25 protein-coding genes are annotated in these 26,094 nt (G+C 60.7%); 16 read left to right on the top strand and 9 right to left on the bottom strand.

What is annotated here, in order from left to right; translation table 11 throughout:
- Positions 1 to 23: 23 nt before the first annotated feature.
- The 4 genes from KGB20_RS09835 to gap form a co-directional block, all read right to left on the bottom strand.
- A complete protein-coding gene (locus tag KGB20_RS09835; RefSeq protein ID WP_154860415.1) occupies positions 24 to 989 on the bottom strand; it encodes a FecR family protein in 966 nt (321 codons plus the stop codon).
- Positions 990 to 1,110: 121 nt separating this feature from the next.
- Positions 1,111 to 1,629, bottom strand: coding sequence for an RNA polymerase sigma factor (locus KGB20_RS09840; protein ID WP_057713542.1), 519 nt, complete (start codon positions 1,627 to 1,629; stop codon positions 1,111 to 1,113).
- Positions 1,630 to 1,706: 77 nt separating this feature from the next.
- Positions 1,707 to 2,171: a methylglyoxal synthase gene (locus KGB20_RS09845; protein WP_057713543.1), complete on the bottom strand. Its 465-nt coding sequence runs from the start codon at positions 2,169 to 2,171 to the stop codon at positions 1,707 to 1,709.
- A gap of 150 nt (positions 2,172 to 2,321) precedes the next feature.
- The gene (gene gap / locus KGB20_RS09850) at positions 2,322 to 3,323 is read right to left on the bottom strand and encodes a type I glyceraldehyde-3-phosphate dehydrogenase (protein ID WP_007974423.1); all 1,002 of its coding nucleotides are present in this window, start codon (positions 3,321 to 3,323) and stop codon (positions 2,322 to 2,324) included.
- A 220-nt stretch (positions 3,324 to 3,543) separates the two neighbouring features.
- On the opposite strand from gap, the gene edd reads away from it, so the two are divergent.
- The 11 genes from edd (at position 3,544) to KGB20_RS09905 (ending at position 17,299) form a co-directional block, all read left to right on the top strand.
- Positions 3,544 to 5,370 (top strand): phosphogluconate dehydratase, encoded by a 1,827-nt coding sequence (gene edd, locus KGB20_RS09855; protein ID WP_057713545.1) that lies wholly within the window; start codon positions 3,544 to 3,546, stop codon positions 5,368 to 5,370.
- Complete coding sequence (locus KGB20_RS09860) at positions 5,367 to 6,326, top strand: glucokinase (RefSeq protein WP_154860414.1); 960 nt, start codon at positions 5,367 to 5,369, stop codon at positions 6,324 to 6,326. The genes edd and KGB20_RS09860 overlap by 4 nt, the downstream gene beginning before the upstream one ends.
- A gap of 177 nt (positions 6,327 to 6,503) precedes the next feature.
- Complete coding sequence (locus tag KGB20_RS09865) at positions 6,504 to 7,235, top strand: response regulator (protein ID WP_008050538.1); 732 nt, start codon at positions 6,504 to 6,506, stop codon at positions 7,233 to 7,235.
- A gap of 31 nt (positions 7,236 to 7,266) precedes the next feature.
- Complete coding sequence (locus KGB20_RS09870; protein ID WP_198530255.1) at positions 7,267 to 8,694, top strand: ATP-binding protein; 1,428 nt, start codon at positions 7,267 to 7,269, stop codon at positions 8,692 to 8,694.
- Positions 8,695 to 8,921: 227 nt separating this feature from the next.
- Entirely contained in the window at positions 8,922 to 10,181 is a 1,260-nt protein-coding gene (locus KGB20_RS09875) for an AGE family epimerase/isomerase (protein ID WP_154860413.1), read from the top strand.
- A 117-nt stretch (positions 10,182 to 10,298) separates the two neighbouring features.
- The gene (locus KGB20_RS09880; protein WP_057713549.1) at positions 10,299 to 11,597 is read left to right on the top strand and encodes an ABC transporter substrate-binding protein; all 1,299 of its coding nucleotides are present in this window, start codon (positions 10,299 to 10,301) and stop codon (positions 11,595 to 11,597) included.
- A 157-nt stretch (positions 11,598 to 11,754) separates the two neighbouring features.
- Complete coding sequence (locus tag KGB20_RS09885) at positions 11,755 to 12,663, top strand: carbohydrate ABC transporter permease (RefSeq protein ID WP_007974433.1); 909 nt, start codon at positions 11,755 to 11,757, stop codon at positions 12,661 to 12,663.
- Positions 12,656 to 13,501 (top strand): carbohydrate ABC transporter permease, encoded by an 846-nt coding sequence (locus tag KGB20_RS09890; protein WP_007974434.1) that lies wholly within the window; start codon positions 12,656 to 12,658, stop codon positions 13,499 to 13,501. Before KGB20_RS09885 ends, KGB20_RS09890 begins: the two co-directional genes overlap by 8 nt.
- A 3-nt stretch (positions 13,502 to 13,504) precedes the next feature.
- Positions 13,505 to 14,665 (top strand): ABC transporter ATP-binding protein, encoded by a 1,161-nt coding sequence (locus KGB20_RS09895; RefSeq protein WP_057713551.1) that lies wholly within the window; start codon positions 13,505 to 13,507, stop codon positions 14,663 to 14,665.
- Between the two features lie 195 nt (positions 14,666 to 14,860).
- On the top strand, positions 14,861 to 16,207 hold the full coding sequence (locus tag KGB20_RS09900; RefSeq protein WP_090457408.1) for a carbohydrate porin: 1,347 nt from the start codon (positions 14,861 to 14,863) through the stop codon (positions 16,205 to 16,207).
- 237 nt (positions 16,208 to 16,444) lie between these two features.
- Positions 16,445 to 17,299 (top strand): D-hexose-6-phosphate mutarotase, encoded by an 855-nt coding sequence (locus KGB20_RS09905; protein ID WP_154860411.1) that lies wholly within the window; start codon positions 16,445 to 16,447, stop codon positions 17,297 to 17,299.
- Positions 17,300 to 17,440: 141 nt separating this feature from the next.
- Here KGB20_RS09905 and KGB20_RS09910 read toward each other — a convergent pair whose 3' ends face one another.
- Positions 17,441 to 18,301 (bottom strand): MurR/RpiR family transcriptional regulator, encoded by an 861-nt coding sequence (locus KGB20_RS09910; protein WP_170948639.1) that lies wholly within the window; start codon positions 18,299 to 18,301, stop codon positions 17,441 to 17,443.
- A 226-nt stretch (positions 18,302 to 18,527) separates the two neighbouring features.
- Between KGB20_RS09910 and zwf the strand changes: the two genes are divergently transcribed.
- The 4 genes from zwf to KGB20_RS09930 all read left to right on the top strand — a co-directional run bounded on the left by zwf (position 18,528) and on the right by KGB20_RS09930 (position 22,387).
- Positions 18,528 to 19,997 (top strand): glucose-6-phosphate dehydrogenase, encoded by a 1,470-nt coding sequence (gene zwf, locus KGB20_RS09915; RefSeq protein ID WP_057713554.1) that lies wholly within the window; start codon positions 18,528 to 18,530, stop codon positions 19,995 to 19,997.
- Positions 19,984 to 20,697 carry a 6-phosphogluconolactonase gene (pgl, locus tag KGB20_RS09920; protein WP_102670323.1) on the top strand — a complete coding sequence of 238 codons (714 nt, stop codon included), beginning with the start codon at positions 19,984 to 19,986 and terminating at the stop codon, positions 20,695 to 20,697. The genes zwf and pgl overlap by 14 nt, the downstream gene beginning before the upstream one ends.
- A 17-nt stretch (positions 20,698 to 20,714) precedes the next feature.
- Positions 20,715 to 21,380, top strand: a complete 666-nt coding sequence (locus KGB20_RS09925) for a bifunctional 4-hydroxy-2-oxoglutarate aldolase/2-dehydro-3-deoxy-phosphogluconate aldolase (RefSeq protein WP_008050561.1) — start codon at positions 20,715 to 20,717, stop codon at positions 21,378 to 21,380.
- A 281-nt stretch (positions 21,381 to 21,661) separates the two neighbouring features.
- Complete coding sequence (locus KGB20_RS09930; RefSeq protein WP_154860410.1) at positions 21,662 to 22,387, top strand: intradiol ring-cleavage dioxygenase; 726 nt, start codon at positions 21,662 to 21,664, stop codon at positions 22,385 to 22,387.
- Positions 22,388 to 22,389: 2 nt separating this feature from the next.
- Here the strand turns inward: KGB20_RS09930 and KGB20_RS09935 are convergent, their stop codons facing one another.
- Complete coding sequence (locus KGB20_RS09935; protein WP_150813277.1) at positions 22,390 to 23,571, bottom strand: aminotransferase class V-fold PLP-dependent enzyme; 1,182 nt, start codon at positions 23,569 to 23,571, stop codon at positions 22,390 to 22,392.
- Between the two features lie 19 nt (positions 23,572 to 23,590).
- The gene (locus KGB20_RS09940) at positions 23,591 to 23,827 is read right to left on the bottom strand and encodes a DUF3820 family protein (protein WP_003227425.1); all 237 of its coding nucleotides are present in this window, start codon (positions 23,825 to 23,827) and stop codon (positions 23,591 to 23,593) included.
- A 203-nt stretch (positions 23,828 to 24,030) separates the two neighbouring features.
- Here KGB20_RS09940 and KGB20_RS09945 point away from each other — a divergent pair, with 203 nt between their 5' ends.
- On the top strand, positions 24,031 to 24,498 hold the full coding sequence (locus tag KGB20_RS09945) for a ferritin-like domain-containing protein (RefSeq protein ID WP_057713558.1): 468 nt from the start codon (positions 24,031 to 24,033) through the stop codon (positions 24,496 to 24,498).
- 123 nt (positions 24,499 to 24,621) lie between these two features.
- On the opposite strand, the gene KGB20_RS09950 is transcribed toward KGB20_RS09945, so the two are convergent.
- The gene (locus KGB20_RS09950; protein ID WP_007995982.1) at positions 24,622 to 25,092 is read right to left on the bottom strand and encodes a MaoC family dehydratase; all 471 of its coding nucleotides are present in this window, start codon (positions 25,090 to 25,092) and stop codon (positions 24,622 to 24,624) included.
- Between the two features lie 44 nt (positions 25,093 to 25,136).
- Positions 25,137 to 26,081 carry an alpha/beta hydrolase gene (locus KGB20_RS09955; protein ID WP_057713559.1) on the bottom strand — a complete coding sequence of 315 codons (945 nt, stop codon included), beginning with the start codon at positions 26,079 to 26,081 and terminating at the stop codon, positions 25,137 to 25,139.
- Positions 26,082 to 26,094: the final 13 nt, after the last annotated feature.

A 26,094-nucleotide genomic window follows, 5' to 3' on the forward strand; every position in this document is an offset into this window, starting at 1 on the left:
TATCGAGTAAAAATAATTCTCATTCAGTTCAAGATGACCAGCGCCGGGAATTCCTGGAGCCGGGCCGAGGTGATGTGGGCCAGGGAGCGAACCACGTCCAGCGGCTGATCGAGACGGTAGTTGCCGGTCACGGTGACATCGGCCAACTGTTCGTTGTTGTTGATGATCCAGCCCGGGTAATAGCGGCGAAGTTCTGCCAGTACCTGGTTCAACGGGCAGTTTTCGAATACCAGCCGTCCCTGGACCCACGCCAGGTCAGTGGCGGCGTCGAGTTTGGCCGGGCGGTCGAAGCCGTTGGGGCCGATCCGAATGCTTTCCCCGGCGGACAAGCGTACCCGCGCGTCATCCCGAGTGGCGCGCAAGTCGACGTCGCCGCGCTGTACCCGTACCTGCGCCACGCCGTTGAGGTAACGCACGGCAAATGCGGTATCGCGAACGCTGGCCGTGACCGGGCCGGCGTCGATTTCCAGTGGTTGGCCGCGATTGGCCTGCACTTCGAAAAACGCTTCGCCCTGATACAGGCGGGCAACACGTTGCTGGTCGTTGATGGTGCTTGAGAACGCCGAATTGGTATTGAGCAGAACCCTGGAACCGTCCTCCAGTTGCAGGCGCTGGCGTTCGCCGACCACAGTCAGGTGATCGGCCTGCAGGCGCATCGGCAAACTGCTGAAACTGAACAGCCCGAGCAGCAGCACGGCGGCGGTGGCCAGTGGTTTCCAGTGCGGACGCAGACGGGCGAGGACAGTGACTTTCGCCGGACGGGCGGCCAGGCTTTGCGCGCATTGCGCCACTTGCGGGCCGTCCCAGATCGCCTGGGCCTTGGCGAACGCCTGGGCATTCAACGGATCGGCGTCGAGCCATGCCTGGAATTGGCGGCTCTGCTCCTCGTCGGGACTGCCGAGCACAATCAGCCAGTCCAGGGCCTGGTCCATCGCGCTTGCGGGGTCCTGCGCCGATGAAGGCTCGGGGGAGCGGTGGTTGTCCGTCACGGTGTTTCCTCGGCAGTGTCTGTGCACGGCTGTTTTTTTTAGTGAAGCGTAAAAGTGGGCCAAGGGTAGCAAAGCCCGATGATCAGCGCAGTCGGTCCAGGTAAGCGCAGGGCCTTGGCGCTCAGTTGGCGTTCAAGCGATCGGCAACCCCGATGCAGATCGACATGATCAGTTTGAGTTCTTTCTGCACGGTGCTGAGGGACACGTTCAACTCCTCGGCGATTTCCTGGTAACTGTGACCGTGCAGGCGGCTGAGGATGAAAATCCGCTGTTGGCGGGCGCTGAGTTCACTGAGGCTCACGTTCAAACGCTCCAGCAATTGTTCGGCGTGGGCGGCGTCTTCGGCGCTGCTGGTGGCGGCGGCGATGCTGTGCATCACCTCCTGCGGCACGTCGTCGACCATCGTGCGCGAATGGATGCGCCGCGCGCGCAAATGGTCCAGCGCCAGGTTGCGCGCCGTCTGGAAGACAAAGGGCTCAAGATGATCGATGGCCCGTTCGCTCAATGCCCGGGTCACCCGCAGGTAAGTTTCCTGCAAAAGGTCTTCAGCGGTGCTGTGATTGTTGACCATCCGCTCCAGCGTGCGCAGCAGAGAGGTGCGCTGGGTGAGGAAAACGTGGTTGAAGCGCGACTGACTCACGGGAGAACCTGATCCATTTCGAGTAGATGATAATGCTTATCATCTACTCGAGTGGTCAAGCACTGATTTGTGACGCTTTACGCGCGACCCTGCAAATAGGTGGCGTAATCGGGAATCCGATGGAGGTGCGCCTGATCCATCAGCGGGCTGCTGAGCAGGTAGTCGGCGCTGCATTCGTTGCACGCCACCGGGATGTTCCACACTGCCGCGACCCGCAGCAACGCCTTGATATCCGGGTCGTGGGGCTGTGGCTCGAACGGGTCCCAGAAGAACACCAGCATGTCGACCCGCTGCTCGGCGATTTGCGCACCGAGCTGCTGATCGCCGCCCAGTGGCCCGCTGATCATGCTTTGCACCGGCAGATCGAGGCGTTGTTGCAACAACAACCCCGTGGTGCCGGTGGCGACCAGGTCATGCTGGGCCAATCTGTCTTTTTGTCGTTCGGCCCAGTCCAGCAAGAACACCTTGCAGTGGTCATGGGCAACCAGGGCGATACGCTTGCGCGCCGCCATGGTCTTTTGCGTAAAGCTGATGCCGATCATCGATGCTGGCTCCAGAAATGACACGCACCCTGTAGGAGCGAGCCTGCTCGCGATGGACTGTAGAACACCGCGGGGCATCAGGTTCCCCGCGTTATCGTTCACGACCATCGCGAGCAAGCTCGCTCCTACAAGAAGGAAGGGACGTGCTGCTTATTCGGCGTTGCACAGCGCCAGGCAGTTATCGAGCATGCGGTTGGAGAAGCCCCACTCGTTGTCATACCACGCCAGTACCTTGAGCAGCTTGCCGCTGGATTTGGTGTGGTTGGCGTCGAAGATCGACGACAGCGGGTTGTGATTGAAGTCGCTGGAGACCAGCGGCAGGGTGTTGTAGCCAAGGATCTTCGAGTGCTGGCTGGCTTCTTTCATCAGCGCATTGACCTCATCGGCCGACGCTTCGCGCTTGAGCTGCACCGTCAGGTCCACCAGCGATACATTGATGACCGGTACGCGCACCGACATGCCGGTCAATTTGCCCGCCAGTTCCGGCAGCACCAGGCCGACGGCTTCGGCGGCACCGGTCTTGCTCGGGATCATGTTCTGGGTGGCCGAACGGGCGCGGTACGGATCGACGTGATAGACGTCGGTCAGGTGCTGGTCGTTGGTATAGGCGTGAATGGTGGTCATCAGACCGCTTTCGATGCCCAGCTCGCGGTGCAGCACCTGGGCCACCGGAGCCAGGCAGTTGGTGGTGCACGACGCGTTGGAAATGATCTGGTGCGATTGGCGCAGAATGTCGTGGTTCACCCCGTAGACGACAGTGGCGTCGGCGCCTTTGGCCGGTGCAGAGATAATGACTTTGCGCGCGCCCGCCGTAATATGCGCGGCGGCTTTGGCCCGGTCGGTGAACAGACCGGTGCATTCGAACACCACATCAATTTTTTCCGCGGCCCAGGGCAGGTCGGCCGGGTTGCGGATGGCGCTGACCGAAATGCGGTCGCCGTTGACCGTCAGACTCTCCTGATCGTGCTGGACATCGGCATCGAATGTGCCGTGAACGGTGTCGTACTTGAGCAGATGAGCGTTGATCGCGCTGTCGCCCAGGTCGTTGATGGCGACGATCTGCAGATCCTGACGGTAGCCCTGGGTATAGAGTGCGCGCAGGACGTTACGGCCGATGCGGCCAAAACCATTGATTGCGATTCGAAGAGTCATAGTGCGGCGCTACCGTCGTTTTGTTGTTGGAATTACAAGATTATTCGTAAAAAAATAGAAAACAAGCCTTTTTGATGGCAATATTTTGTTCGATCTACAACGAGTGACCTGAATCAACTGGTCCGAATGGTCAAATAAACCGTCTGTCATCCCATCGACACCGGCCTTTGATCAGCATAGACAATCAGGTCGCCACATCCGTTAGCCTGGAGTTCTACACATGCATCCCCGCGTCCTTGAGGTCACTGAACGGCTTATCGCCCGCAGCCGCGCCACGCGTGAGGCCTACCTTGCATTGATCCGCGGTGCGGCCAGCGACGGTCCGATGCGCGGCAAGCTGCAATGCGCCAACTTCGCCCATGGCGTGGCCGGTTGCGGCAGCGACGACAAGCACAGCCTGCGGATGATGAACTCCGCGAACATCGCGATAGTTTCGTCATATAACGACATGCTCTCGGCGCACCAGCCCTACGAAGTCTTCCCCGAACTGATCAAGAAAGCCCTGCGCGAAATCGGCTCCGTCGGTCAGTTCGCCGGTGGCACGCCGGCCATGTGCGATGGCGTGACCCAGGGCGAGCCGGGCATGGAACTGAGCCTGCCGAGCCGCGAAGTGATCGCGTTGTCCACCGCCGTGGCGCTGTCTCACAACATGTTCGACGGCGCGCTGCTGCTCGGCATCTGCGACAAGATCGTGCCGGGCCTGATGATGGGCGCGCTGCGCTTCGGCCATCTGCCGATGATCTTCGTGCCGGGCGGGCCGATGGTGTCGGGCATTTCCAACAAGCAGAAAGCCGATGTGCGCCAGAAATACGCCGAAGGCAAGGCGACTCGCGAAGAGCTGCTGGAATCGGAAATGAAGTCCTACCACAGCCCCGGCACCTGTACCTTCTACGGCACCGCCAACACCAACCAGTTGCTGATGGAAGTCATGGGGCTGCATCTGCCGGGCGCGTCCTTCGTCAACCCGAACACGCCGTTGCGCGATGCCTTGACCCGCGAAGCCGCGCACCAGGTCACGCGCCTGACCAAGCAGAACGGCGACTTCATGCCGATCGGCGAAATCGTCGACGAGCGTTCGCTGGTCAACTCGATTGTCGCGTTGCATGCCACGGGCGGTTCGACCAACCACACCCTGCACATGCCGGCCATCGCCATGGCGGCGGGTATTCAATTGACCTGGCAGGACATGGCCGACCTCTCCGAAGTCGTGCCGACCCTGAGCCACGTCTACCCGAACGGCAAAGCCGACATCAACCACTTCCAGGCCGCGGGTGGCATGTCGTTCCTGATCCGCGAACTGCTGGAAGCCGGGCTGCTCCACGAAAACGTCAACACCGTAATGGGCCATGGCCTGAGCCGCTACACCCAGGAGCCGTTCCTCGACAATGGCCAACTGGTCTGGCGTGAAGGCGTGACCGACAGCCTCGACGAAAGCATCCTGCGTCCGGTCGCCCGCGCGTTCTCGGCCGAAGGTGGCCTGCGGGTGATGGAAGGCAACCTCGGTCGTGGCGTGATGAAAGTCTCCGCCGTGGCCGTGGAAAACCAGATCGTCGAAGCGCCGGCCATGGTGTTCCAGGATCAGCAGGACCTGGCCGATGCGTTCAAGGCCGGTTTGCTGGAGAAGGATTTTGTCGCGGTGATGCGCTTCCAGGGCCCGCGCTCCAACGGCATGCCAGAGCTGCACAAGATGACGCCGTTCCTCGGCGTGTTGCAGGATCGCGGCTTCAAAGTCGCGCTGGTGACCGACGGGCGCATGTCCGGCGCGTCGGGGAAAATCCCGGCGGCCATCCATGTCAGCCCCGAAGCTTATGTCGGCGGCGCTTTGGCGCGGGTACAAGAGGGCGATATCATCCGCGTCGATGGCGTCAAAGGCACCCTGGAGCTTAAGGTGGACGCCGAAGAATTCGCAGCGCGCACGCCGGCCAAGGGCCTGTTGGGCAACAACATCGGCACCGGTCGCGAGCTGTTCGGTTTCATGCGCATGGCCTTCAGCTCGGCGGAGCAGGGCGCCAGCGCCTTTACTTCTGCCCTGGAGACGCTTAATTGAAACTGGCTTTGGTCGGTGACATCGGTGGGACCAACGCACGTTTCGCGTTGTGGAAAAACCAGCAGCTGGAATCGGTCCAGGTGCTGGCAACGGCAGATTTTCCCAGCCCGGAAGAAGCTATCAGCCTGTACCTCAATGGTCTGGGGCTGGCGCCGGGTTCGATCGGTTCGGTGTGCCTGTCGGTGGCGGGCCCGGTGAGTGGTGACGAATTCAAGTTCACCAATAATCACTGGCGCCTGAGCCGCAAGGGCTTTTGCCAGACCTTGCAGGTGGATCAGCTGTTGTTGGTCAACGACTTCTCGGCCATGGCCTTGGGCATGACCCGTTTGCAGCCCGGCGAATTCCGCGTGGTCTGCGAAGGCACGCCGGAGCCGTTGCGCCCGGCGGTGGTGATTGGCCCGGGCACCGGCCTGGGCGTCGGCACCTTGCTCGATTTGGGCGCGGGCCGTTTTGCCGCGTTGCCGGGGGAGGGCGGTCACGTCGATCTGCCATTGAGCAGCCCGCGTGAAACCCAACTCTGGCAGCACATCTTCAACGAAATTGGCCATGTCAGTGCGGAAACAGCCTTGAGCGGTGGCGGCTTGCCCCGTGTCTATCGGGCGATCTGCGCGGTGGACGGGCACACGCCTGTGCTCGACACACCGGAAGCCATCACCGCTGCCGGGCTGGCGGGCGACCCGATTGCCGTGGAAGTGCTTGAGCAGTTCTGCTGCTGGCTCGGTCGCGTGGCCGGCAATAACGTACTGACCACCGGTGGACGCGGTGGCGTGTACATCGTGGGCGGGGTGATTCCGCGCTTTGCCGATTTCTTCCTCGAAAGCGGTTTCGCCCGCTGCTTCGCCGACAAGGGTTGCATGAGCGATTACTTCAAGGGGATTCCGGTGTGGCTGGTGACGGCGCCGTATTCCGGGTTGGTTGGCGCCGGAGTAGCCTTGGAGCAATCTCTCCCAGCTTGAAATACGATCAAAATGTGGGAGCGGGCTTGCTCGCGAATGCGGTTTTATATTCAACACATTCGTTGACTGACACACCGCTTTCGCGAGCAAGCCCGCTCCCACAGTTGTTTCTGTGGTGTTTGCAGTTTCGGTGCTTAAGGCATAATCCGCCCAATTCAAACAACAAGGACGCCGCCCGTGAGCTCAGTCAACAAGTCGATTTTGTTGGTCGATGACGATCAAGAGATACGCGAGTTGCTGGATACCTACCTGACCCGCGCCGGGTTCCAGGTACGTACCACGCCCGACGGCGCCGGTTTTCGCCAGGCGCTGAACGAGGCGCCGAGTGATCTGGTGATCCTTGATGTGATGTTGCCCGACGAAGACGGCTTCAGCCTGTGCCGCTGGATTCGCCAGCATCCGCGCCAGGCGCAGGTGCCGATCATCATGCTCACCGCCAGTTCCGACGAAGCCGATCGCGTCATCGGCCTGGAACTGGGCGCCGACGATTACCTCGGCAAGCCCTTCAGCCCACGGGAGTTGCAGGCACGGATCAAGGCGTTGCTGCGCCGCGCGCAGTTCGGTCAGGAGCGCAGTGGCGGTGAGGTGCTGGCCTTCGATGACTGGCGGCTGGACATGGTCAGCCATCGGCTGTTTCACATCGACGGCGAAGAGGTGATTCTCTCGGGCGCCGATTTCGCGCTGCTGAAACTGTTCCTCGACCATCCACAGGAAATCCTCGACCGCGACACTATCGGCAACGCCACCCGCGGCCGCGAACTGATGCCCCTGGATCGCATCGTCGACATGGCGGTCAGCCGTTTGCGCCAGCGCCTGCGCGACACGGAAAAACCGCCACGGCTGATCCGCACCGTGCGTGGCAGCGGCTACCAACTGGCGGCCAACGTGGTTGCCAGCAATGGTCACTGAGACTTTGCGCAAGCTCGCCGCCAAGGTGCCGATGCCGCGTTCGCTGCTCGGGCGGATGTTGCTGCTGACCCTGCTGGCGGTGTTGTTCGCCCAGGCATTGTCGAGTGTGATCTGGGTGTCGCAACTGCGCGCCACGCAGCTCGAGGGCCTGGTCACCAGTGCCCGCAGCCTGGCCCATTCAATGACCGCCAGCGTCAGTTATTTCCGTTCGTTGCCGGTGGCGTTTCGGCCCCTGGTGCTCGATCAATTGCGCAGCATGGGCGGCACCCGGTTCGTGGTGACGCTCAACGACAAACCCCTGGGCATGGAAGTGCTGCCCATCACCCCGCGTAAAGAGGCGGTGCTCAAGGCGGTTGACGAAGTGCTGCGCCAGTCCCTCGGCCAAGACACGGACATCTCGGTGACCTTCGTCAGCCCGGAAGACCTGCGCATCTTCAATGGCGGCCTGAAGCTCGATGAGTTGCCACGTTCCTGGGCGCACTACGCGCTGACCCTGGAACCGGTGAACCCGCCAGTGCTGGTCACGCAGATCCAGATGGCACCGGGGGAATGGCTGTACATCGCCTCGCTGTTGCCCGAGCCCTACACCAGTCTTGAAGAGCAGGGCCTGCCGGCGCAGCAGGTGTGGTTCATCGTCCTGACCAGCAGCTTTTTGCTGTTGTTCATCGGCCTGCTGGTGCACTGGCAGAGTCGTCCGCTCAAGCGCCTGGCGCGGGCGGCGCGGGACCTGTCGTTGGGTGCCGACGTGGAACCGGTGGCCGAGGGCGGTGGCAGCGAAGTGGTCGAGGTCGGGCGCGCCTTCAACACCATGCGCGAGCGCATCAGCCGTTACCTGACCGAACGCAGCCAGTTGTTCAGCGCCATTTCCCACGACCTGCGCACGCCGATCACCCGCTTGCGCCTGCGGGTTGAATTGCTCGAAGACGAAACACTGCAAGCCAAGTTCGGGCGCGATCTGGACGAGCTGGAGTTGCTGGTCAAGGGCGCGCTGCAATGCGTGAAAGACACCGACATCCACGAGAACATCGAGCCGGTGGATCTCAACCATGTGCTCGACTGTCTGGTGGAACCCTATCTCGCGCCGAACGGCAACGGCCGCGTGACCCAGCAGGGGCGGGCACTGGCGGCATACCCGGGCAAACCGCTGGCGCTCAAGCGCTGCATCGGCAACCTGATCGACAATGCGCTGAAGTACGGGCAGAACGCGCACCTGCACATCGATGACGACGAAAGCGCGTTCATCCTGCATGTCGATGACGAGGGGCCGGGCGTGCCGGAGCAGCGCCTGGAGCAGGTGTTCGAACCGCACTTCCGCCTGGCCGGGCAGCAGCAGGGTTACGGCTTGGGGCTGGGGATTGCCCGCAACATTGCCCATAGCCATGGTGGTGAGGTCAGCTTGCAGAATTTGCGTGAAGGCGGGTTGCGGGTAACGTTGCAGTTGCCCCGCAGCGTTGACTAGTCAGACCGCGTTATCGTTCTTCGCGAGCAAGCCCGCTCCCACATTTGATTCGTTCACGACGCAGAACCAATGTGGGAGCGGGCTTGCTCGCGAAGGCGTCAGATCATTCAACACATCTTCCAAGGGAATGTCACAAGTTGGTGACATAACCCACCCCCTTCGTTACAAGCCGACCTTCGTCCGTTGTTTATGCTGCCCCACAGTCATAACAACAAAAAAGGTACGCCATGGACACCTTCCAACCGGCCTTCAGCAGTTGGCTGAACGCACCTGCCCATCAGCAATGGCTCGCCACCGAAGGCTTGCGCCTGCTGGCCTTCGCCAAGGCTTCGAAACTGCCTGAAGGCTTTGGCAACCTCGATGAAAAGGGTCGCCTCCCGCCTGATGCGCAAGCCCAGACCATGAACACCGCGCGCATGACCCACAGCTTCGCCTTGGCCCACATTCAGGGTTTACCGGGCTTTGCCGAACTGGTGGATCACGGCGTTGCCGCACTGCGCGGGCCGTTGCGCGACGCGCTGCATGGCGGCTGGTTCGCGACTGCCGAACATCGCGACGGCAACACCGGCAAGAACGCCTACCTGCATGCCTTCGTCGCGCTGGCCGCCAGTTCTGCGGTGGTCGCACAGCGTCCCGGTGCCCAAGCCTTGCTCGATGATGCCATCGATATCATCGACACTTATTTCTGGAGCGAAGAAGAAGGCGCGATGCGCGAGTCTTTCAATCGCGACTGGAGCGAAGAGGAGGCGTACCGGGGCGCCAACAGCAATATGCACGCCACCGAAGCTTTCCTCGCCCTGGCCGATGTCACCGATGACAACCGCTGGCTGAGCCGCGCCCAACGGATTGTCGAGCGCGTAATTCATGGCCACGCCGCCGCCAACGATTACCTGGTGATCGAGCATTTCGACCGCGCCTGGCAGCCACTGCGGGACTACAACCGCGACAATCCGGCCGACGGCTTCCGCCCCTACGGCACCACCCCGGGCCATGGTTTCGAGTGGGCGCGGCTGTTGCTGCACCTCGAAGCTTCGCGGGTGAGAGCCGGGATGCTCACGCCGGGCTGGCTGGTCACCGATGCGCAAAAACTGTTCGAGCACAATTGCCTCCATGGCTGGGACGTCGATGGCGCGCCGGGCATTGTCTACACCCTGGATTGGGGCAACAAAGCGGTGGTCCGCCATCGCCTGCACTGGACCCATTGTGAAGCCAGTGCCGCCGCCAGTGCGCTGCTCAAACGCACCGGTGAAGAGCAATACGAACACTGGTACCGACTGTTCTGGGAATTCTGTGACAGTCATTTCATCGACCGCGATGGCGGCAGCTGGCATCACGAACTCGACCCGCAAAACCGCCCGAGTGCCGATATCTGGCCCGGCAAGCCTGATCTTTACCATGCCTGGCAAGCCGTGCTGATTCCGCGCCTGGCGCTGGCGCCGAGCATGGCCACGGCGCTGGCGCAGCCGTCCCAGAGCGGTTCTATGTAACCATGCGGTGACATTCGCGCATCCCTTCGTTACCTGCGAGGGGATATCCCCTGTTTAGAATCTTATGCAGCGCAAGCAACAGACTTGCATGCATAACAACAAGAAAGGTGCTCCTAGATGAATGCGATTTCTCGCCTCGCTACTGTCATTTCTCTCGCTTCCCTGTCTGCGCTCCCCCTCAGTGTCCTGGCCGCCGAATCCAAAGGTTCCGTTGAAGTCGTTCACTGGTGGACTTCCGGTGGTGAAAAAGCAGCGGTCGATGTCCTGAAGGCTCAAGTCGAAAAAGACGGCTTCACCTGGAAGGACGGCGCGGTCGCCGGCGGTGGCGGTTCCACGGCCATGACCGTACTCAAGAGTCGCGCCGTAGCCGGCAACCCGCCGGGCGTTGCCCAGATCAAAGGCCCGGACATCCAGGAGTGGGGCAGCACTGGCCTGCTCAGCACCGACGCGTTGAAAGACGTTTCCAAGGCGGAAAACTGGGATGGCCTGCTGTCGAAGAAAGTCTCCGACACCGTGAAGTACGAAGGTGACTACGTCGCCGTGCCGGTGAACATCCACCGCGTCAACTGGCTGTGGATCAACCCTGAAGTGTTCAAGAAAGCCGGGATCGAAAAAGCCCCGACGACCCTCGAAGAATTCTATGCCGCCGGCGACAAGCTCAAGGCCGCCGGCTTCATAGCGCTCGCCCACGGCGGTCAGCCTTGGCAGGACAGCACCGTGTTCGAAGACGTGGTGCTCTCGGTCATGGGCGCCGACGGTTACAAGAAAGCCCTGGTCGACCTGGACCAGAAAACCCTGTCCGGCCCGGAGATGACCAAGTCGTTCGCCGAGCTGAAAAAAATCACCGGCTACATGGACCCGAACCGTGCCGGTCGTGACTGGAACATCGCCGCCGCCGACGTCATCAGTGGCAAGGCCGGCATGCAGATGATGGGCGACTGGGCGAAAAGCGAGTGGACCGCCGCGAAGAAAATCGCCGGCAAGGACTACCAGTGCGTAGCGTTCCCGGGCACCGAAAAAGCCTTCACCTACAACATCGATTCGATGGCGGTGTTCAAGCTCAAGGCCGATCGCAAGGGCGACATCGCTGCCCAGCAAGACCTGGCCAAGGTCGCGTTGGGTACCGACTTCCAGAAAGTCTTCAGCATGAACAAGGGTTCGATCCCGGTGCGTAACGACATGCTGAACGAAATGGACAAGCTCGGCTTCGACGAGTGTGCCCAGAAGTCGGCCAAGGACTTCATCGCGGACGACAAGACCGGCGGCCTGCAACCGAGCATGGCGCACAACATGGCCACCTCCCTGGCCGTGCAGGGCGCGATCTTCGACGTGGTCACCAACTTCATGAACGACAAGGACGCTGACCCGGCCAAGGCCAGCGCCCAACTGGCCTCGGCTGTCAAAGCTGCCCAGTAATCCCTGACACAGCCTGACCCGATGTGGGAGCGGGCTTGCTCGCGAATGCAGACCGACATTCAACATTGATGTCGACTGACACACCGCTTTCGCGAGCAAGCCCGCTCCCACAAGGGATCACTGCGTCGATTCATTTCTCTAAACCTGGATTATCCCGATGAGCTCTGTGGCGGTTTTCAGCAAAGCCTCACCGTTCGATGCGCTGCAACGCTGGCTACCCAAGTTGGTACTCGCGCCGAGCATGCTGATCGTGTTGGTTGGCTTCTACGGTTACATCATCTGGACGTTCATTCTGTCCTTCACCAACTCCAGCTTCATGCCGAGCTACAAGTGGGTCGGCCTGCAGCAATACATGCGCCTGATGGACAACGACCGCTGGTGGGTCGCGAGCAAGAACCTCGCGGTGTTCGGCGGCATGTTCATCGGCATCAGCCTGGTGCTGGGCGTGTTCCTCGCGGTGCTGCTGGACCAGCGCATTCGCAAGGAAGGCTTCATCCGCACCGTCTACCTGTACCCGATGGCGCTGTCGATGATCGTCACCGGTACCGCGTGGAAATGGCTGCTCAACCCGGGCCTGGGCCTGGACAAGATGCTGCGCGACTGGGGCTGGGAAGGCTTCCGTCTCGACTGGCTGGTGGATCAGGATCGCGTGGTGTACTGCCTGGTGATCGCCGCCGTGTGGCAAGCCTCCGGGTTTGTCATGGCGATGTTCCTCGCCGGCCTGCGCGGTGTCGATCAATCGATCATCCGTGCTGCGCAAGTCGATGGCGCGAGCCTGCCGACCATCTACCTGAAGATCGTCCTGCCGAGCCTGCGCCCGGTGTTCTTCAGTGCCTTCATGATCCTGGCGCACATCGCCATCAAGAGCTTCGACCTGGTCGCGGCGATGACTGCGGGCGGTCCGGGTTACTCCTCCGACCTGCCGGCGATGTTCATGTATTCCTTCACCTTCAGCCGTGGCCAGATGGGCATCGGTTCGGCCAGCGCCATGCTGATGCTCGGCGCCGTGCTGACCATCCTCGTGCCGTACCTGTACTCCGAGCTGCGAGGCAAACGCCATGACTAATCAACTCGGAAAATCGGGTATCAGTTTCAGCCGCATCGCGATCTACGCAACTCTGTTGCTGGCGGCAGCGGTGTACTTGATCCCGTTGGTGGTAATGCTGCTGACCAGCTTCAAATCCCCGGAAGACATCCGTACCGGCAACCTGCTGAGCTGGCCGACCGTGATCGACGGCATTGGCTGGATCAAGGCCTGGGACGTGGTCGGCGGCTACTTCTGGAACTCGGTGAAGATCACCGTGCCGGCGGTGCTGATCTCCACGTTCATCGGGGCCATGAACGGCTACGTGCTGTCGATGTGGCGCTTCCGTGGTTCGCAACTGTTCTTCGGCCTGTTGCTGTTCGGCTGCTTCCTGCCGTTCCAGACCGTGCTGCTGCCAGCCTCGTTCACCCTCGGCAAGTTCGGCCTGGCCAACACCACCACTGGCCTGGTGCTGGTGCACGTGGTCTACGGCCTGGCGTTCACCACGCTGTTCTTCCGCAACTACTACGTGAGCATTCCGGATGCGCTGGTCAAGGCCGCACGGCTCGATGGCGCGGGCTTCTTCACGATCTTCCTGAAGATCCTGCTGCCGATGTCGATCCCGATCGTGATGGTCTGCCTGATCTGGCAGTTCACCCAGATCTGGAATGACTTCCTGTTCGGCGTGGTGTTCGCCAGTGGCGACGCCCAGCCAATTACCGTGGCCCTGAACAACCTGGTCAACACCAGCACCGGGGCCAAGGAATACAACGTTGATATGGCCGCCGCGATGATCGCCGGGCTGCCGACACTGCTGGTCTACATATTCGCTGGCAAGTATTTCCTGCGCGGGCTGACGTCCGGCGCGGTCAAGGGGTAGAACATGGCAACTCTCGAATTACGCAACGTCAACAAGACCTACGGCCCCGGTTTGCCGGACACCCTGAAAAACATCGAACTGAAAATCGATGACGGTGAGTTCCTGATCCTGGTCGGCCCGTCGGGCTGCGGCAAGTCGACCTTGATGAACTGCATCGCCGGCCTTGAAACCATCAGCGGTGGCGCGATCCTGGTGGACGACGCCGACATCAGCGGCATGAGCCCCAAGGATCGCGACATCGCCATGGTGTTCCAGTCCTACGCGCTGTACCCGACCATGAGCGTGCGCGACAACATCGCCTTCGGCCTGAAGATCCGCAAAATGCCGACTGCCGAAATCGACGAAGAAGTCGCTCGGGTTTCCAAGCTGTTGCAGATCGAACACCTGCTCAGCCGCAAGCCCGGCCAACTCTCCGGCGGCCAGCAACAGCGCGTGGCGATGGGCCGTGCCCTGGCGCGGCGACCGAAGATTTATCTGTTCGACGAACCGTTGTCCAACCTCGACGCCAAGCTACGGGTCGAGATGCGCACCGAAATGAAACTGATGCACCAACGCCTGAAAACCACCACGGTCTACGTGACCCACGACCAGATCGAAGCCATGACCCTGGGCGACAAAGTGGCGGTGATGAAGGACGGGATCATCCAGCAGTTCGGTACGCCGAAGGACATCTACAACAACCCGGCCAACCTGTTCGTGGCGAGCTTCATCGGTTCGCCGCCGATGAACTTCATCCCGCTGCGCTTGCAGCGCAAGGACGGTCGTCTGCTGGCGCTGCTCGACAGCGGCCAGGCCCGTTGCGAATTGCCGCTGGGCATGCAGGATGCCGGTCTTGAAGACCGCGAAGTGATCCTCGGCATCCGCCCTGAGCAGATCATTCTGGCCAACGGCGAAGCAAACGGGTTGCCGACCATTCGCGCCGAAGTCCAGGTCACCGAACCGACCGGGCCCGACACCCTGGTCTTCGTCAATCTCAACGACACCAAGGTCTGCTGCCGCCTGGCGCCGGACGTGGCGCCGGCCGTGGGCGAGACCCTGACCCTGCAATTCGATCCGGCGAAAGTGCTGCTGTTCGATGCCAAGACCGGGGAGCGTTTGGGGGTTGCCGGCGTGCCGAAAGCCGAGGCGCATGCTGACAACGTGGCGCAATTCAAAGGTCGCTGAAGAACAAGAAATGTGGGAGCGGGCTTGCTCGCGAATGCGTACTGACATTCAACAACTATGTCGACTGATACACCGCTTTCGCGAGCAAGCCCGCTCCCACAGGGGGGACATGTGGCGGATGGATTGTTATCCGTCGCAACTGATGTAACCGCGTTAAAGAAGAAAAGTTAATAACAATAAAACGAGGAAGTAGGGATGAAGATGAAGAACAAGGCCCGGTTGATCTGCCAGGTTTCAGCAGCGGCAGCACTGGTTCTGGCCGGCAATGCGATGGCCGATGAAGCGTTCAGCTCCGACTCCAGGTGGATGACGGGCGATTGGGGTGGCGAGCGTACCAAGCTGATCGAGCAAGGCATCGACATCAAGATGGACTACGTCGGTGAAGTCGGCGGCAACCTCCATGGCGGCTTCAATGATGACAAGACCGCGCGCTACGCCGACCAGTTTGGCCTGGGCGCGGCGCTGGACCTGGAGAAGCTGTTTGGCTGGGATAACACCCAAGCCAAGATCCAGCTCACCAACCGTAACGGTGAGAACATCTCCAACGACCGTATCGGCGATCCGCGTGCCGGCACCTTGAGTTCCTCCCAGGAAGTCTATGGTCGTGGCCACATGGTCCGTCTGACCCAGTTGTGGATTCAGCACCAGTTCTTCGACAACAAGCTGGACGTCAAGGCCGGTTACTTCGGTGAAGGTGAAGACTTCAACACCTTCCCGTGCGAGTTCCAGAACCTGGCGTTCTGCGGATCCCAGGTGGGTAACTGGGCCACCAACATCTGGTACAACTGGCCGGTCAGCCAGGCGGCGATCCGTGTGAAGTACAACATCAATGACGAGCTCTACGCTCAGATTGGCGCGTACAACCAGAACACGTCGCAACTGGAGCACGGTAACGGCTTCAAGCTCAGCGGCAGTGGCACCAATGGCACCGTCCTGCCGGTCGAGCTGGTCTGGTCGCCGAAGGTCAACAACCTGCCGGGTGAATACCGTGTCGGTTACTACAAAAGTACCTCTGATGCCGACGACGTTCTCAAGGACGACAACGGCCAGAACGCAGCGACCACCGGCAACCCTTATCGCGTCCACGATAGCAAGCATGGCTACTGGTTCGTCGCGCAGCAGCAACTGACCAGCCACAATGGCGATGCTTCCCGTGGTCTGAACATCGCGGCCAACGCAACGTTCCACGACAAAGACACCAACTTCATCGACAACTACCAGTCGCTGATGTTCGTGTACAAGGGCCCGTTCGACGCGCGTCCGAAGGATGACGTGGGCATCGGTTTCGCCCGTATCCATGTCAACGATGACGTGAAGAAAAACGCTGAACTGACCAACGCGGCCAACGGTGTTTCGGAATACGACAATCCGCTGTTCTCGCCCATTCGTGAAACCGAATACAACTACGAGATCAACTACGGCTTCCACGTGACCAACTGGCTGACCGTACGTCCCAACCTGCAATACGTCACTCATCCGGGTGGTGTGGATGAAGTCGACAACGCGCTGGTGGCCGGCCTGAAAATTCAGTCGGTGTTCTAACGCTGTTGCGATAAGCTCTCCTCAATGTGCGCATTTTTGCGGACAGCCCTGGCTGTCCGTTTTTTTTTGTGTGGCGAGGGGGCTCGCCCCCGTTGGACTGCGCAGCAGTCCCTTTTTGGGGCCGCTTCGCGACCCAACGGGGTGATGCGGCATTCCGACAAGCCCCCTCGCCACAAAAAGCGCTCTACAGGATTGTGAGAATGTTGAGTACACCCATGTTTTTCAGGACCGTGGCACATGCTTGAGCATCCGCTACAACGCTTCTTCAAATCCTTGCGCGAACGACCGGTGTTCGCGTGGGAGCGCTATCAGACGCGCGATGTGCTGGTGATCGATCATCCGCTGTGTCAGGCGGTGTTCAGTCGTCAGGGCGCGCAGTTGTTGCACTTCCAGCCCAAGGGCCAGAAACCCTGGCTGTGGTGCGCGGCAAAGTGGCCGCAGGTCGGCGCCATTCGCGGCGGCGTGCCGGTGTGTTGGCCGTGGTATGGCCGGCATCCGAGCGAAAACGCCTGGCCGTCCCATGGCTGGGCGCGGTTGCTCGACTGGAAGCTGCTCGACAGCAACAGTGACGACGATGGCGTGCGATTGCACTGGCAACTGAAGTTGTGCGACTGGCAGGTGGACCTGCACGCGCACCTGGGTGAGCGCATGGAACTGCGTCTGAGCACCGAGCATCAGGACGACATGCCGTGCCAGTTGAGCCAGGCTTTGCACGCTTACTGGCGTATTGGCGATGTCAGTGAGATAGCGCTGTCTGGACTCGAAGGCGCGCAGGGTTACGATCAGTTGAGCCGACAGGTTTGTCAGCAGGAAGGCGAGTTACGCGTTGATGGCGGGTGTCAGCGGGTGTTCCAGCACGACGGCGAATTGCAGTTGAACGACCATGCCTGGCAGCGGGCGTTGTGCATCGACACTGGCGAAACGGCAGACACCGTGGTTTGGCATCCTGGTTCACGTCCGTTGCTCGGCGTGACCTGGAACGAGATATCCGAATTCGTTTGCGTAGAGGCCGCAAGCGGCGGTACCGACAGCCTGTGCCTGAAACCAGGGGAGCGGGCGCATTTGAGTTTGCAGGCGCGGGTGGGGGCTTGATTCTGCGGTGTTGCTGCTGGCCCCTTCGCGAGCATGCCCGCTCCCACATTCGACCACATTCCAACTGAAGGAATCTGGTCACCTGTGGGAGCAGGCTTGCTCGCGAAGGCGTCCTTTCAAGCAGTAAAGATTCAGGATCGGTCAGTTGAACTCATCTCCCACCGGATACCGGCTGGCATTCAAGCTTTCCTTGATCTTGCGCAAATGCGGCTGGAAGTCCACGCCACGGCGCAAGGTCATGCCGGTGGCGAGTACGTCCAGCACGGTCAGCTGGATGATCCGCGACGTCATCGGCATGTAGATGTCGGTGTCTTCCGGCAGCGGAATGTTCAGGCTCAGGGTGCTGGCCTTGGCCAGTGGCGAGTTCTCGGCGGTCAGGCCAAGCACCGAGGCGCCGTTTTCCCGGGCGATGCGCGCCACTTCCACCAGTTCGCGGGTGCGACCGGTGTAGGAAATGATCACGAACAGCTCGCCGGTATGGGCCACCGAGGCAATCATGCGCTGCATCAGCACATCCGCGTGGGCCGTGACGGCGAGGTTGAAACGGAAGAACTTGTGCTGCGCATCCAGTGCCACCGGTGCCGAGGCGCCGAGGCCGAAGAAGTGGATCTGCCGGGCCTGAATCAGCAGGTCGACGGCGCGACTGATCAGGTTCGGGTCCAGTGCCTGGCAAGCGCTGTCCAGTGAGGCGATGGCGCTGCCGAAGATCTTCTGGGTGTAGGCCTCCGGATTGTCATCGGCCTCCACCGCACGGCTGACATAGGCGGCGCCACTGGCCAGGCTCTGGGCCAGTTGCAGTTTGAGCTCGGGGTAGCCGCTGACGCCGAACGAACGGCAGAAACGGTTGACCGTCGGCTCGCTGACCGAGGCGGCCTGGGCGAGGGCGGCGATGCTGAAGCGGGTGGCCTGCTGCGGGTTGAGCAGGATCACCTCGGCGACTTTGCGTTCGGCCTTGTTCAGCTCTTCAAGGCGATTCTGGATTTGCTCCAGTAAATTTCGCACGCGGTCCATATAAGTATCCTTTACACCTGCGCCAACAAGCGCGCGGCTAATGCAAAAAGGGCCTTTGGTGAGGCCCGTAACGGTGGCCTATCCTACTGATGGCTCCGACCGACCACCACTCGGAATCTGTATTTTGCGAAAATGTTGTGGTTATTACTACATTTTCCCTTGAGTGATGCCTTGAAAAAAGGTATTTGTAGCTTAACTTGATAAAAGAACAAACATCATGCTCTCGATTACGGTTGAACCGTGCACCTTTGCCTTGTTCGGCGCCCTTGGCGACCTGGCCTTGCGCAAGCTGTTTCCTGCCCTCTATCAACTCGACGGCGCCGGCCTGTTGCACGAGGATACGCGGATCATCGCGCTGGCCCGTGAGCCGGGCAGCGAGCAGGAACACCTGGCGTTCATCACCTCCGAGCTGCGCCGCTATGTCGGTGCCAAAGAGCTGGACGAAGCCGTGGTCGAGCGTTTTCTGGCGCGCCTGAACTACCTGCACGTCGACTTCCTCAACCCCGATGATTATGTGGCCCTGGCCGAATCCGCCGGCAGTTCGCAGCGTGTCATCGCCTACTTTGCGACCCCTGCCGCCGTGTATGGCGCGATTTGCGAGAACCTGGCCAAGGTCGGCCTGGCGCAAAACACCCGTGTGGTGCTGGAAAAACCCATCGGTTCGGATCTGGAATCCTCGCGCAAGGTCAACGACGCCGTGGCGCAGTTCTTCCCGGAGAACCGCACCTACCGCATCGACCACTATCTGGGTAAAGAGACCGTCCAGAACCTGATCGCCCTGCGTTTCGCCAACAGCCTGTTCGAAACCCAGTGGAACCAGAATTACATTTCCCACGTGGAAATCACCGTGGCCGAGAAGGTCGGTATCGAAGGCCGCTGGGGTTACTTCGACAAGGCCGGCCAGCTGCGGGACATGATCCAGAATCACCTGCTGCAACTGCTCTGCCTGATCGCCATGGACCCGCCGGCCGACCTGTCCGCCGACAGCATCCGCGACGAGAAGGTCAAAGTGCTCAAGGCCCTGGCGCCGATCAGCCCGGAAGGCCTGACCACTCAAGTGGTGCGCGGCCAGTACATCGCCGGCTACAGCGAAGGCAAGGCAGTACCGGGGTACCTGGAAGAACCCAATTCCAACACCCAGAGCGACACCGAAACCTTTGTCGCCCTGCGTGCCGACATCCGCAACTGGCGCTGGGCCGGCGTGCCGTTCTACCTGCGTACCGGCAAGCGCATGCCGCAGAAGCTGTCGCAGATCGTCATCCACTTCAAGGAACCGTCGCACTACATCTTCGCTCCCGAGCAGCGCCTGCAAATCAGCAACAAGCTGATTATCCGCCTGCAACCGGACGAAGGCATTTCCTTGCGTGTCATGACCAAAGATCAAGGCCTGGACAAGGGCATGCAGCTGCGCAGCGGTCCGTTGCAGCTGAATTTTTCCGACACCTGGAGCAGCGCACGGATTCCCGATGCCTACGAGCGGTTGTTGCTGGAAGTGATGCGCGGCAATCAGAACCTGTTTGTCCGTAAAGATGAAATCGAAGCCGCGTGGAAGTGGTGTGACCAGTTGATCGCCGGGTGGAAAAAATCCGGTGATGCGCCCAAGCCGTACGCGGCCGGGTCCTGGGGGCCGATGAGCTCCATTGCACTGATCACGCGGGACGGGAGGTCGTGGTATGGCGATATCTGATTTGAAACTGCCGCAGGGCGTCAGCGCCCATGCATACAAGAGCCCGGTGCTGCTGGCTGAAAGCCTGGCACTGAACGTGGCGAAACAACTGAGCGACGCGATCGACGCCCAGGGCACTGCGACCCTGGTGGTGTCCGGTGGCCGCAGCCCGGTGGCGTTTTTCCAGCACCTGGCCAAGCAGGCGCTGGACTGGTCGAGCGTGGTGATCAGCCTGGCCGACGAGCGCTGGGTGCCGGTCGAACACGCCGACAGCAACGCCGGCCTGATCAAGCGTTACCTGCTGCAAGGCCAGGCGGCCAAGGCGCAGTTCCTGAGCCTGTACAGCGCCAGCGCCAACCTGGAACAGGCGGCCGAGCAGGCCGACCGCTTGCTGTCGGAGTTGCCGGTGATCGACGTGCTGATCCTCGGTATGGGCGATGACGGCCACACCGCATCGCTGTTTCCCAACAGCCCGAACCTTGCCGAGGCATTACAGGTCGATGGCGTTCGTCGTTGCTGGCCGATGCTGGCGCCGACCGTGCCGCATCAGCGCCTGACCATGAGCCGCGCGCTGCTGGCTTCGGCCAAACATAAAATTCTGTCGATCTCCGGTCAGTCCAAGCTGACCACCCTGAGTTTCGCGCTGGCCGGTGACGATGTCGCCGAAATGCCGGTGCGCGCGTTTCTGCAACCCACGTTAGAGATTTACTGGTGCCCATGAGCCAAGGAACAGCCGCTATGACAAACCCATCCCCGACCGTTTCCATGGCGGACAAAGTTGCCCTGATCGACAGTATTTGCGCGAAAGCGCGGATTCTGCCGGTGATCACCATTGCCCGCGAGCAGGACGTTCTGCCGTTGGCCGACGCCCTCGCGGCCGGTGGCCTGACGGCCCTGGAAGTGACCCTGCGTTCGCAATTCGGCCTCAAGGCCATCCAGATTCTGCGTGAGCAGCGTCCGGAGCTGGTGACCGGTGCCGGCACCGTGCTGGATCGCCACATGCTGGCGGCGGCGGAAGCGGCCGGCTCGCAATTCATCGTCACGCCGGGTATCACCCGCGACCTGCTGGAAGCCAGCGTCGCCAGCCCGATTCCACTGTTGCCAGGCATCAGCAATGCCTCGGGCATCATGGAAGGCTACGGCCTGGGTTATCGCCGCTTCAAGCTATTCCCGGCCGAAGTCAGCGGCGGCGTCGCGGCCATCAAGGCTCTGGGCGGCCCGTTCGGCGAAGTGAAATTCTGCCCGACCGGCGGCGTGGGACCTGCCAATATCAAGAGCTACATGGCATTGAAAAACGTCATGTGCGTGGGCGGTAGCTGGATGCTTGATCCGGAGTGGATCAAGAACGGCGACTGGGCCCGCATTCAGGAATGCACCGCCGAGGCTTTGGCGCTGCTGGACTGATCGCTTCACCCTACACCTCGTTGTGTGTTCTACGGCTTTACGGTGCGCTTGGTCGGTGCACCGTTTTTTTTTGCCCGGAACAAACAGGTACGACTCGAAACCTGTGGGAGCGGGCTTGCTCGCGAAGGCAGCGTGTCAGGCAACAATCATGTCGACTGATACTCCCCCTTCGCGAGCAAGCCCGCTCCCACAGGGACAAGGACATCATGCGATACATAGTTACCGCATAACGAAAATCGACCGGTGCTAGCCTGCGTTCATCTTATGGAAGAGAGAACGTCATGGACGCTACCACCTCAGCTGCACCCCCGGCACCGGTCTACCTGCTGTCTCCCGAACAGATTGCCGGCCCGTATTTCCGCAACCCCAAACTGATCCGCAGAAACATCAGCGAAGGCGCCGAAGGCGTTCCGTTGGTGCTGCGGCTGACCATTGTCGATGCCATGACCGGCGAGCCGGTCCCCGATGCGCTGGTGGATATCTGGCACTGCAATGCCCGCGGTGCCTATTCGGGCTGGAGCAAGATCAACCCGGACGTCGAGGTCGATACCGGTGATATCGGCGCCGTCCCGCGCACCGATGACGATACCTATCTGCGCGGCGGGCAGTTCACCGACAAGTCGGGCGTCGTGCGCTTCACCACGATCTATCCCGGTTTTTACGCCGGTCGCGCATTGCACATTCACGTCGCCGTGCGCATCACGGCCGGCAACAACTATCTGCAAGAACGGCATGTCGCCTGGGTCGGGCAGCTTTATCTGCCTGAGGTGGCCTCTCGTTCGGTGCTCGGTAGCCGACCGTACAGCGGCCGAACAGTGCCGGTACTGACCAACGCCCAGGACTATTTTTATTCAACCATGGGCGGTGAAAAATCGACCTTGAGTGTGCACACCCTGGGGCGGGATTCGGCTGAAGACGGCTACTTCGGGCAGATGACCATCGGCATCGACACCTTCGCCGTGTCGACACAGATCAAACCCGAGGACTTTGACAAGTACACCGTCTGAGGTCAGCCCAGTTCGGTCAGCGCCCTGACCAGCACATCCATGTCGGCCGCGGTGGTGGTAAGCCCCGGTGTAATGCGGATGCACGGACCGCATGCCGCGCCACTGCGGGTCACGGTGAACAGGTTGTATTCATTGAGCAGGCGCTCGACCATGGTTTGCTGGTCGGCATGCCGGGTAAAGCGCATTGAGGTAATGCCGCAATACAGGCGTGGGTCATCCGGGGTCAGGACTTCGACGCCCGGCAACTGCCGCGCCGCAGCGACCCAGCGGTTGCGCAGATAATTGAGCCGCGCGCCCTTGGCCGCGGCACCGCCCATCGCCCAATGTTCTTCGAGCACCAGCGGCAGGGTCATCAGCGCCGGGATGTTGGGGGTGCTGTACGAGGTACGGGCGCGAATGTCAGTGGGCGGAAAATGCATCTCGCCCATGTCCGGGTCGATGTCGGCCAGGCGTTCGGGTGCGATGTAGATAAAACCGAGCGTCAGCGGTGCGCCGATCCACTTGTGCAGATTGAAGCCGGCGAAGGCGATACCGAGCTCGGTCAGGTCGAATTCAAACTGGCCGAGGGCATGGGCGCCGTCGAGGATGACGTCGATGCCCTGTTCCTTCGCAGCGGCTGCAATCGCCTGCACCGGCATCACCAGGCCCGTGCGATGGGTGACGTGGGTCAGGGCCATCAGCTTCAGCCGCGGATAGCGCGCGAAGGCTTCCCGATAGGTATTGAGCAAGCTGTCGAAGGTTGCCGGGTGTGCGTGTTCGATCTCGATCACTTCGACACCGCGATTACGCGTCAGCCAACGCATGGCGCCTTTGACCGTGTCGTATTCCAGATCGCAAACCAGTACCTGGTCGCCGGGCTGCAGCCGGTTGTAGTTGCGGATCAGCGACTGCAAACCTTCCGAGGCGTTACGGGTCAGGGCGATGCTGTCGGCGGGTACGCCAATCAACCTGGCCAGTTGCGCGCGGATCTTCAGGCTGTCGCCCTGTTCGAAACGCTGGCGCACGTACACCGAATTGCTGCGGTTGATCAGTTCGATGTTGCGCTGGTATTCCTCGACCACCGTGCGTGACATGCGTGCGAAGTAACCGTTCTCCAGGTTGAGCGGGCCGGGTTCGACATCGTAGCGGTCGGCAAAGGTTCGCCAGAAAGCTTCATCACGGGCGCGGCGGGTGTTGTCGGGCATGGGGTACTCGGTAGGTGATTCAGTGGCGCGGGGCCGGCTTGCCGTGTTTGGCGCGCAGCGGTTCGAGCAAGTCCGACAAACCGTTGTGATCGATCTCCTGCATCAGGGCCAGCAGGCCGCCCAACTCGCCATGGGGGAAACCCTCCCGGGCGAACCAGTTCAGGTAAGGGCCGGGCAGGTCGGCAATGATTCGACCCTTGTATTTGCCGAAAGGCATTTCACGGGTGATCAGCAGTTCGAGCTTTTCAGGGTTCATCGATCGGTCGTCTTGATTCAGTCAGTCTGGAAAATACAGGCATTCTGCATGCAGGCCAAATGACAGATCATGCAAATAAAACGGATACAGATTTTTTGATAATGGATAACTATTTGAAAAGTAAAGAATAGTTAGACAATTCCGAGCTGGCATGCAGAGTGCAACGTTCCTTGCACCGTTCATCCGTCGTAAGGAATTGAAAAATGACCGACATCAAAAAAGAAGCGATTTCTGTACTCAACGACCTGATTGAAACCAGCAAGGACGGTCAGGCCGGGTTCAAGACATGCGCTGAAGACATCAAGCACCCTGAACTCAAAACCCTGTTCATCAATCGTGCGAGCGATTGTGGTACGGCCGCTGCGGAGTTGCAGTCTGCCGTGCGTTCACTGGGTGGCGATCCGGAAACTTCCACCAGTGTCAGCGGCGACTTGCACCGTCGCTGGGTCGACGTGAAGTCGATGTTCACCGGCAAGGGCGAGGAGGCCGTGCTCAATGAAGCCGAGCGCGGTGAAGACCATGCGTTGAAGGCTTACCGCGACGCCATGGAGAAAATCAACAAGCACAATCTGGTGGGCATTCGCGACCTGGTTGAGCGTCAGTACCACGGCGTGCAGCGTAACCACGATCAGGTCAAGGCCCTGCGCAACCAGGCGCGTGCACGTTCGTAAGCCAAACCGGTAGATCCTGTGGGAGCGGGCTTGCTCGCGAAAGCGATCTGCCAGTCGCCATTAATAGTGACTGACACGCCGCCTTCGCGAGCAAGCCCGCTCCCACAATTATTATGCGGTGAATCAGCCGATGCTGATTGCCGGCAGTGTGGTCAACGTCACACTCTGTTGCTTGCGTGGCGCGAGGATTTCCGCCTCGCCATCCACCACCAGTTCATCGCGCTGGTTGAACACGCGAGTGGCGATGCGCACGCGAAACTTCGGCAGTTTTTCCAGGATTTCCAGGCGCACGGTCAGGGTGTCGCCGATCTTCACCGGTTTCTGAAAGCTCATTTGCTGGCCGATGTAGATGGTCCCCGGGCCAGGCAGCTCGCAGGCGACCGCCGCGCTGATCAACGCGCCGCTGAACATGCCGTGGGCGATGCGCTCCTTGAACATGGTGCTGGCGGCGTATTCGGCATCCAGGTGTACCGGGTTGTGGTCGCCGGACATCGCAGCGAACAGCTGGATGTCGCGCTCTTCGACCGTCTTGCTGAAACTGGCGGTCTGGCCGACTTCGAGGGCTTCGTAAGGGGTGTTGGTAACCTGGGTCATCTGTCTCAATTCCTGTGACGAATTAAAAAATTCACAAAAAAAATCTATTCGGACCGGTGCGGCCGAGGAGCGCTCAAGGCCTGTGCGATCCAGTTCAGCACATCGGCGATGATTTCATCGCGGTTGCTCTCGTTGAACAGTTCGTGCCGCGCCTGTGGGTAAACGGTCAGTTGCAGGTGCTGGCTGCCGGCCGCCCGCAGCGCGTCGGCCAGATCCTTGAGACGTTTGCCTTCGCTCACCGGATCACATTCGCCGCCAATCACCAGCAGCGGCAGGCCCGGGTCGATCTGGGCGAGATTGGACGCTTTGCTGATTTGCTGCAAGCCGCCGAGCAAGTCGATCCACAGTTGATTGGTGCAACGGAAACCGCAGAGCGGGTCGTTGACGTACAGATCGACCTGCGCCGGATCACGGCTGAGCCAGTCGAACGGTGTGCGTGCCGGCTTGAATTTGTTGTTGAACGAGCCGAACGACAGCCATTCGATCAATGCGCTGCGTCCTGTGCGGCCCTGGCGCAGTCGTTCGAGACGGGCGATTTGCCGTGCCGCGCGATAAAGCGCCACAGGCTGGAAGTTCGAGCCGCTGAGGATTGCCCCGTGCAGGCTGGCACTGTGGTGCAGCAGATAGGCCTGGGCGATGTAACTGCCCATGCTGTGACCGAGCAGCACGATCGGGACGCCAGGGTGCTGCTGGCCGATGTGCTGGTTGAGGCTGGCCAGGTCGCTCACGACCTTGCACCAGCCATCGTCATCGGCGAAATGCCCGAGTGTCCCGTTTTCGGCAGTTTTGCCATGTCCACGCAGGTCCGGCGCACACACGCCATAGCCCTGGTCACAGAGCTTTTGCGCAAGGGGGCCATAGCGACCGCTGTGTTCGGCCATGCCGTGGGCCAGCAGAATCATTGCCTTGAGGCTGCCCTCGGGTAGCCACTGGTTGACGAAGAGGCGGCTGTGGTCGCTCGTGGTCAGCCAGAAAGTGTCATGGATCATGGCGGTTCCTTTG

This window comes from Pseudomonas sp. BF-R-30 (assembly GCF_019956175.1).
Classification (GTDB): Bacteria; Pseudomonadota; Gammaproteobacteria; order Pseudomonadales; family Pseudomonadaceae; genus Aquipseudomonas; species Aquipseudomonas jessenii.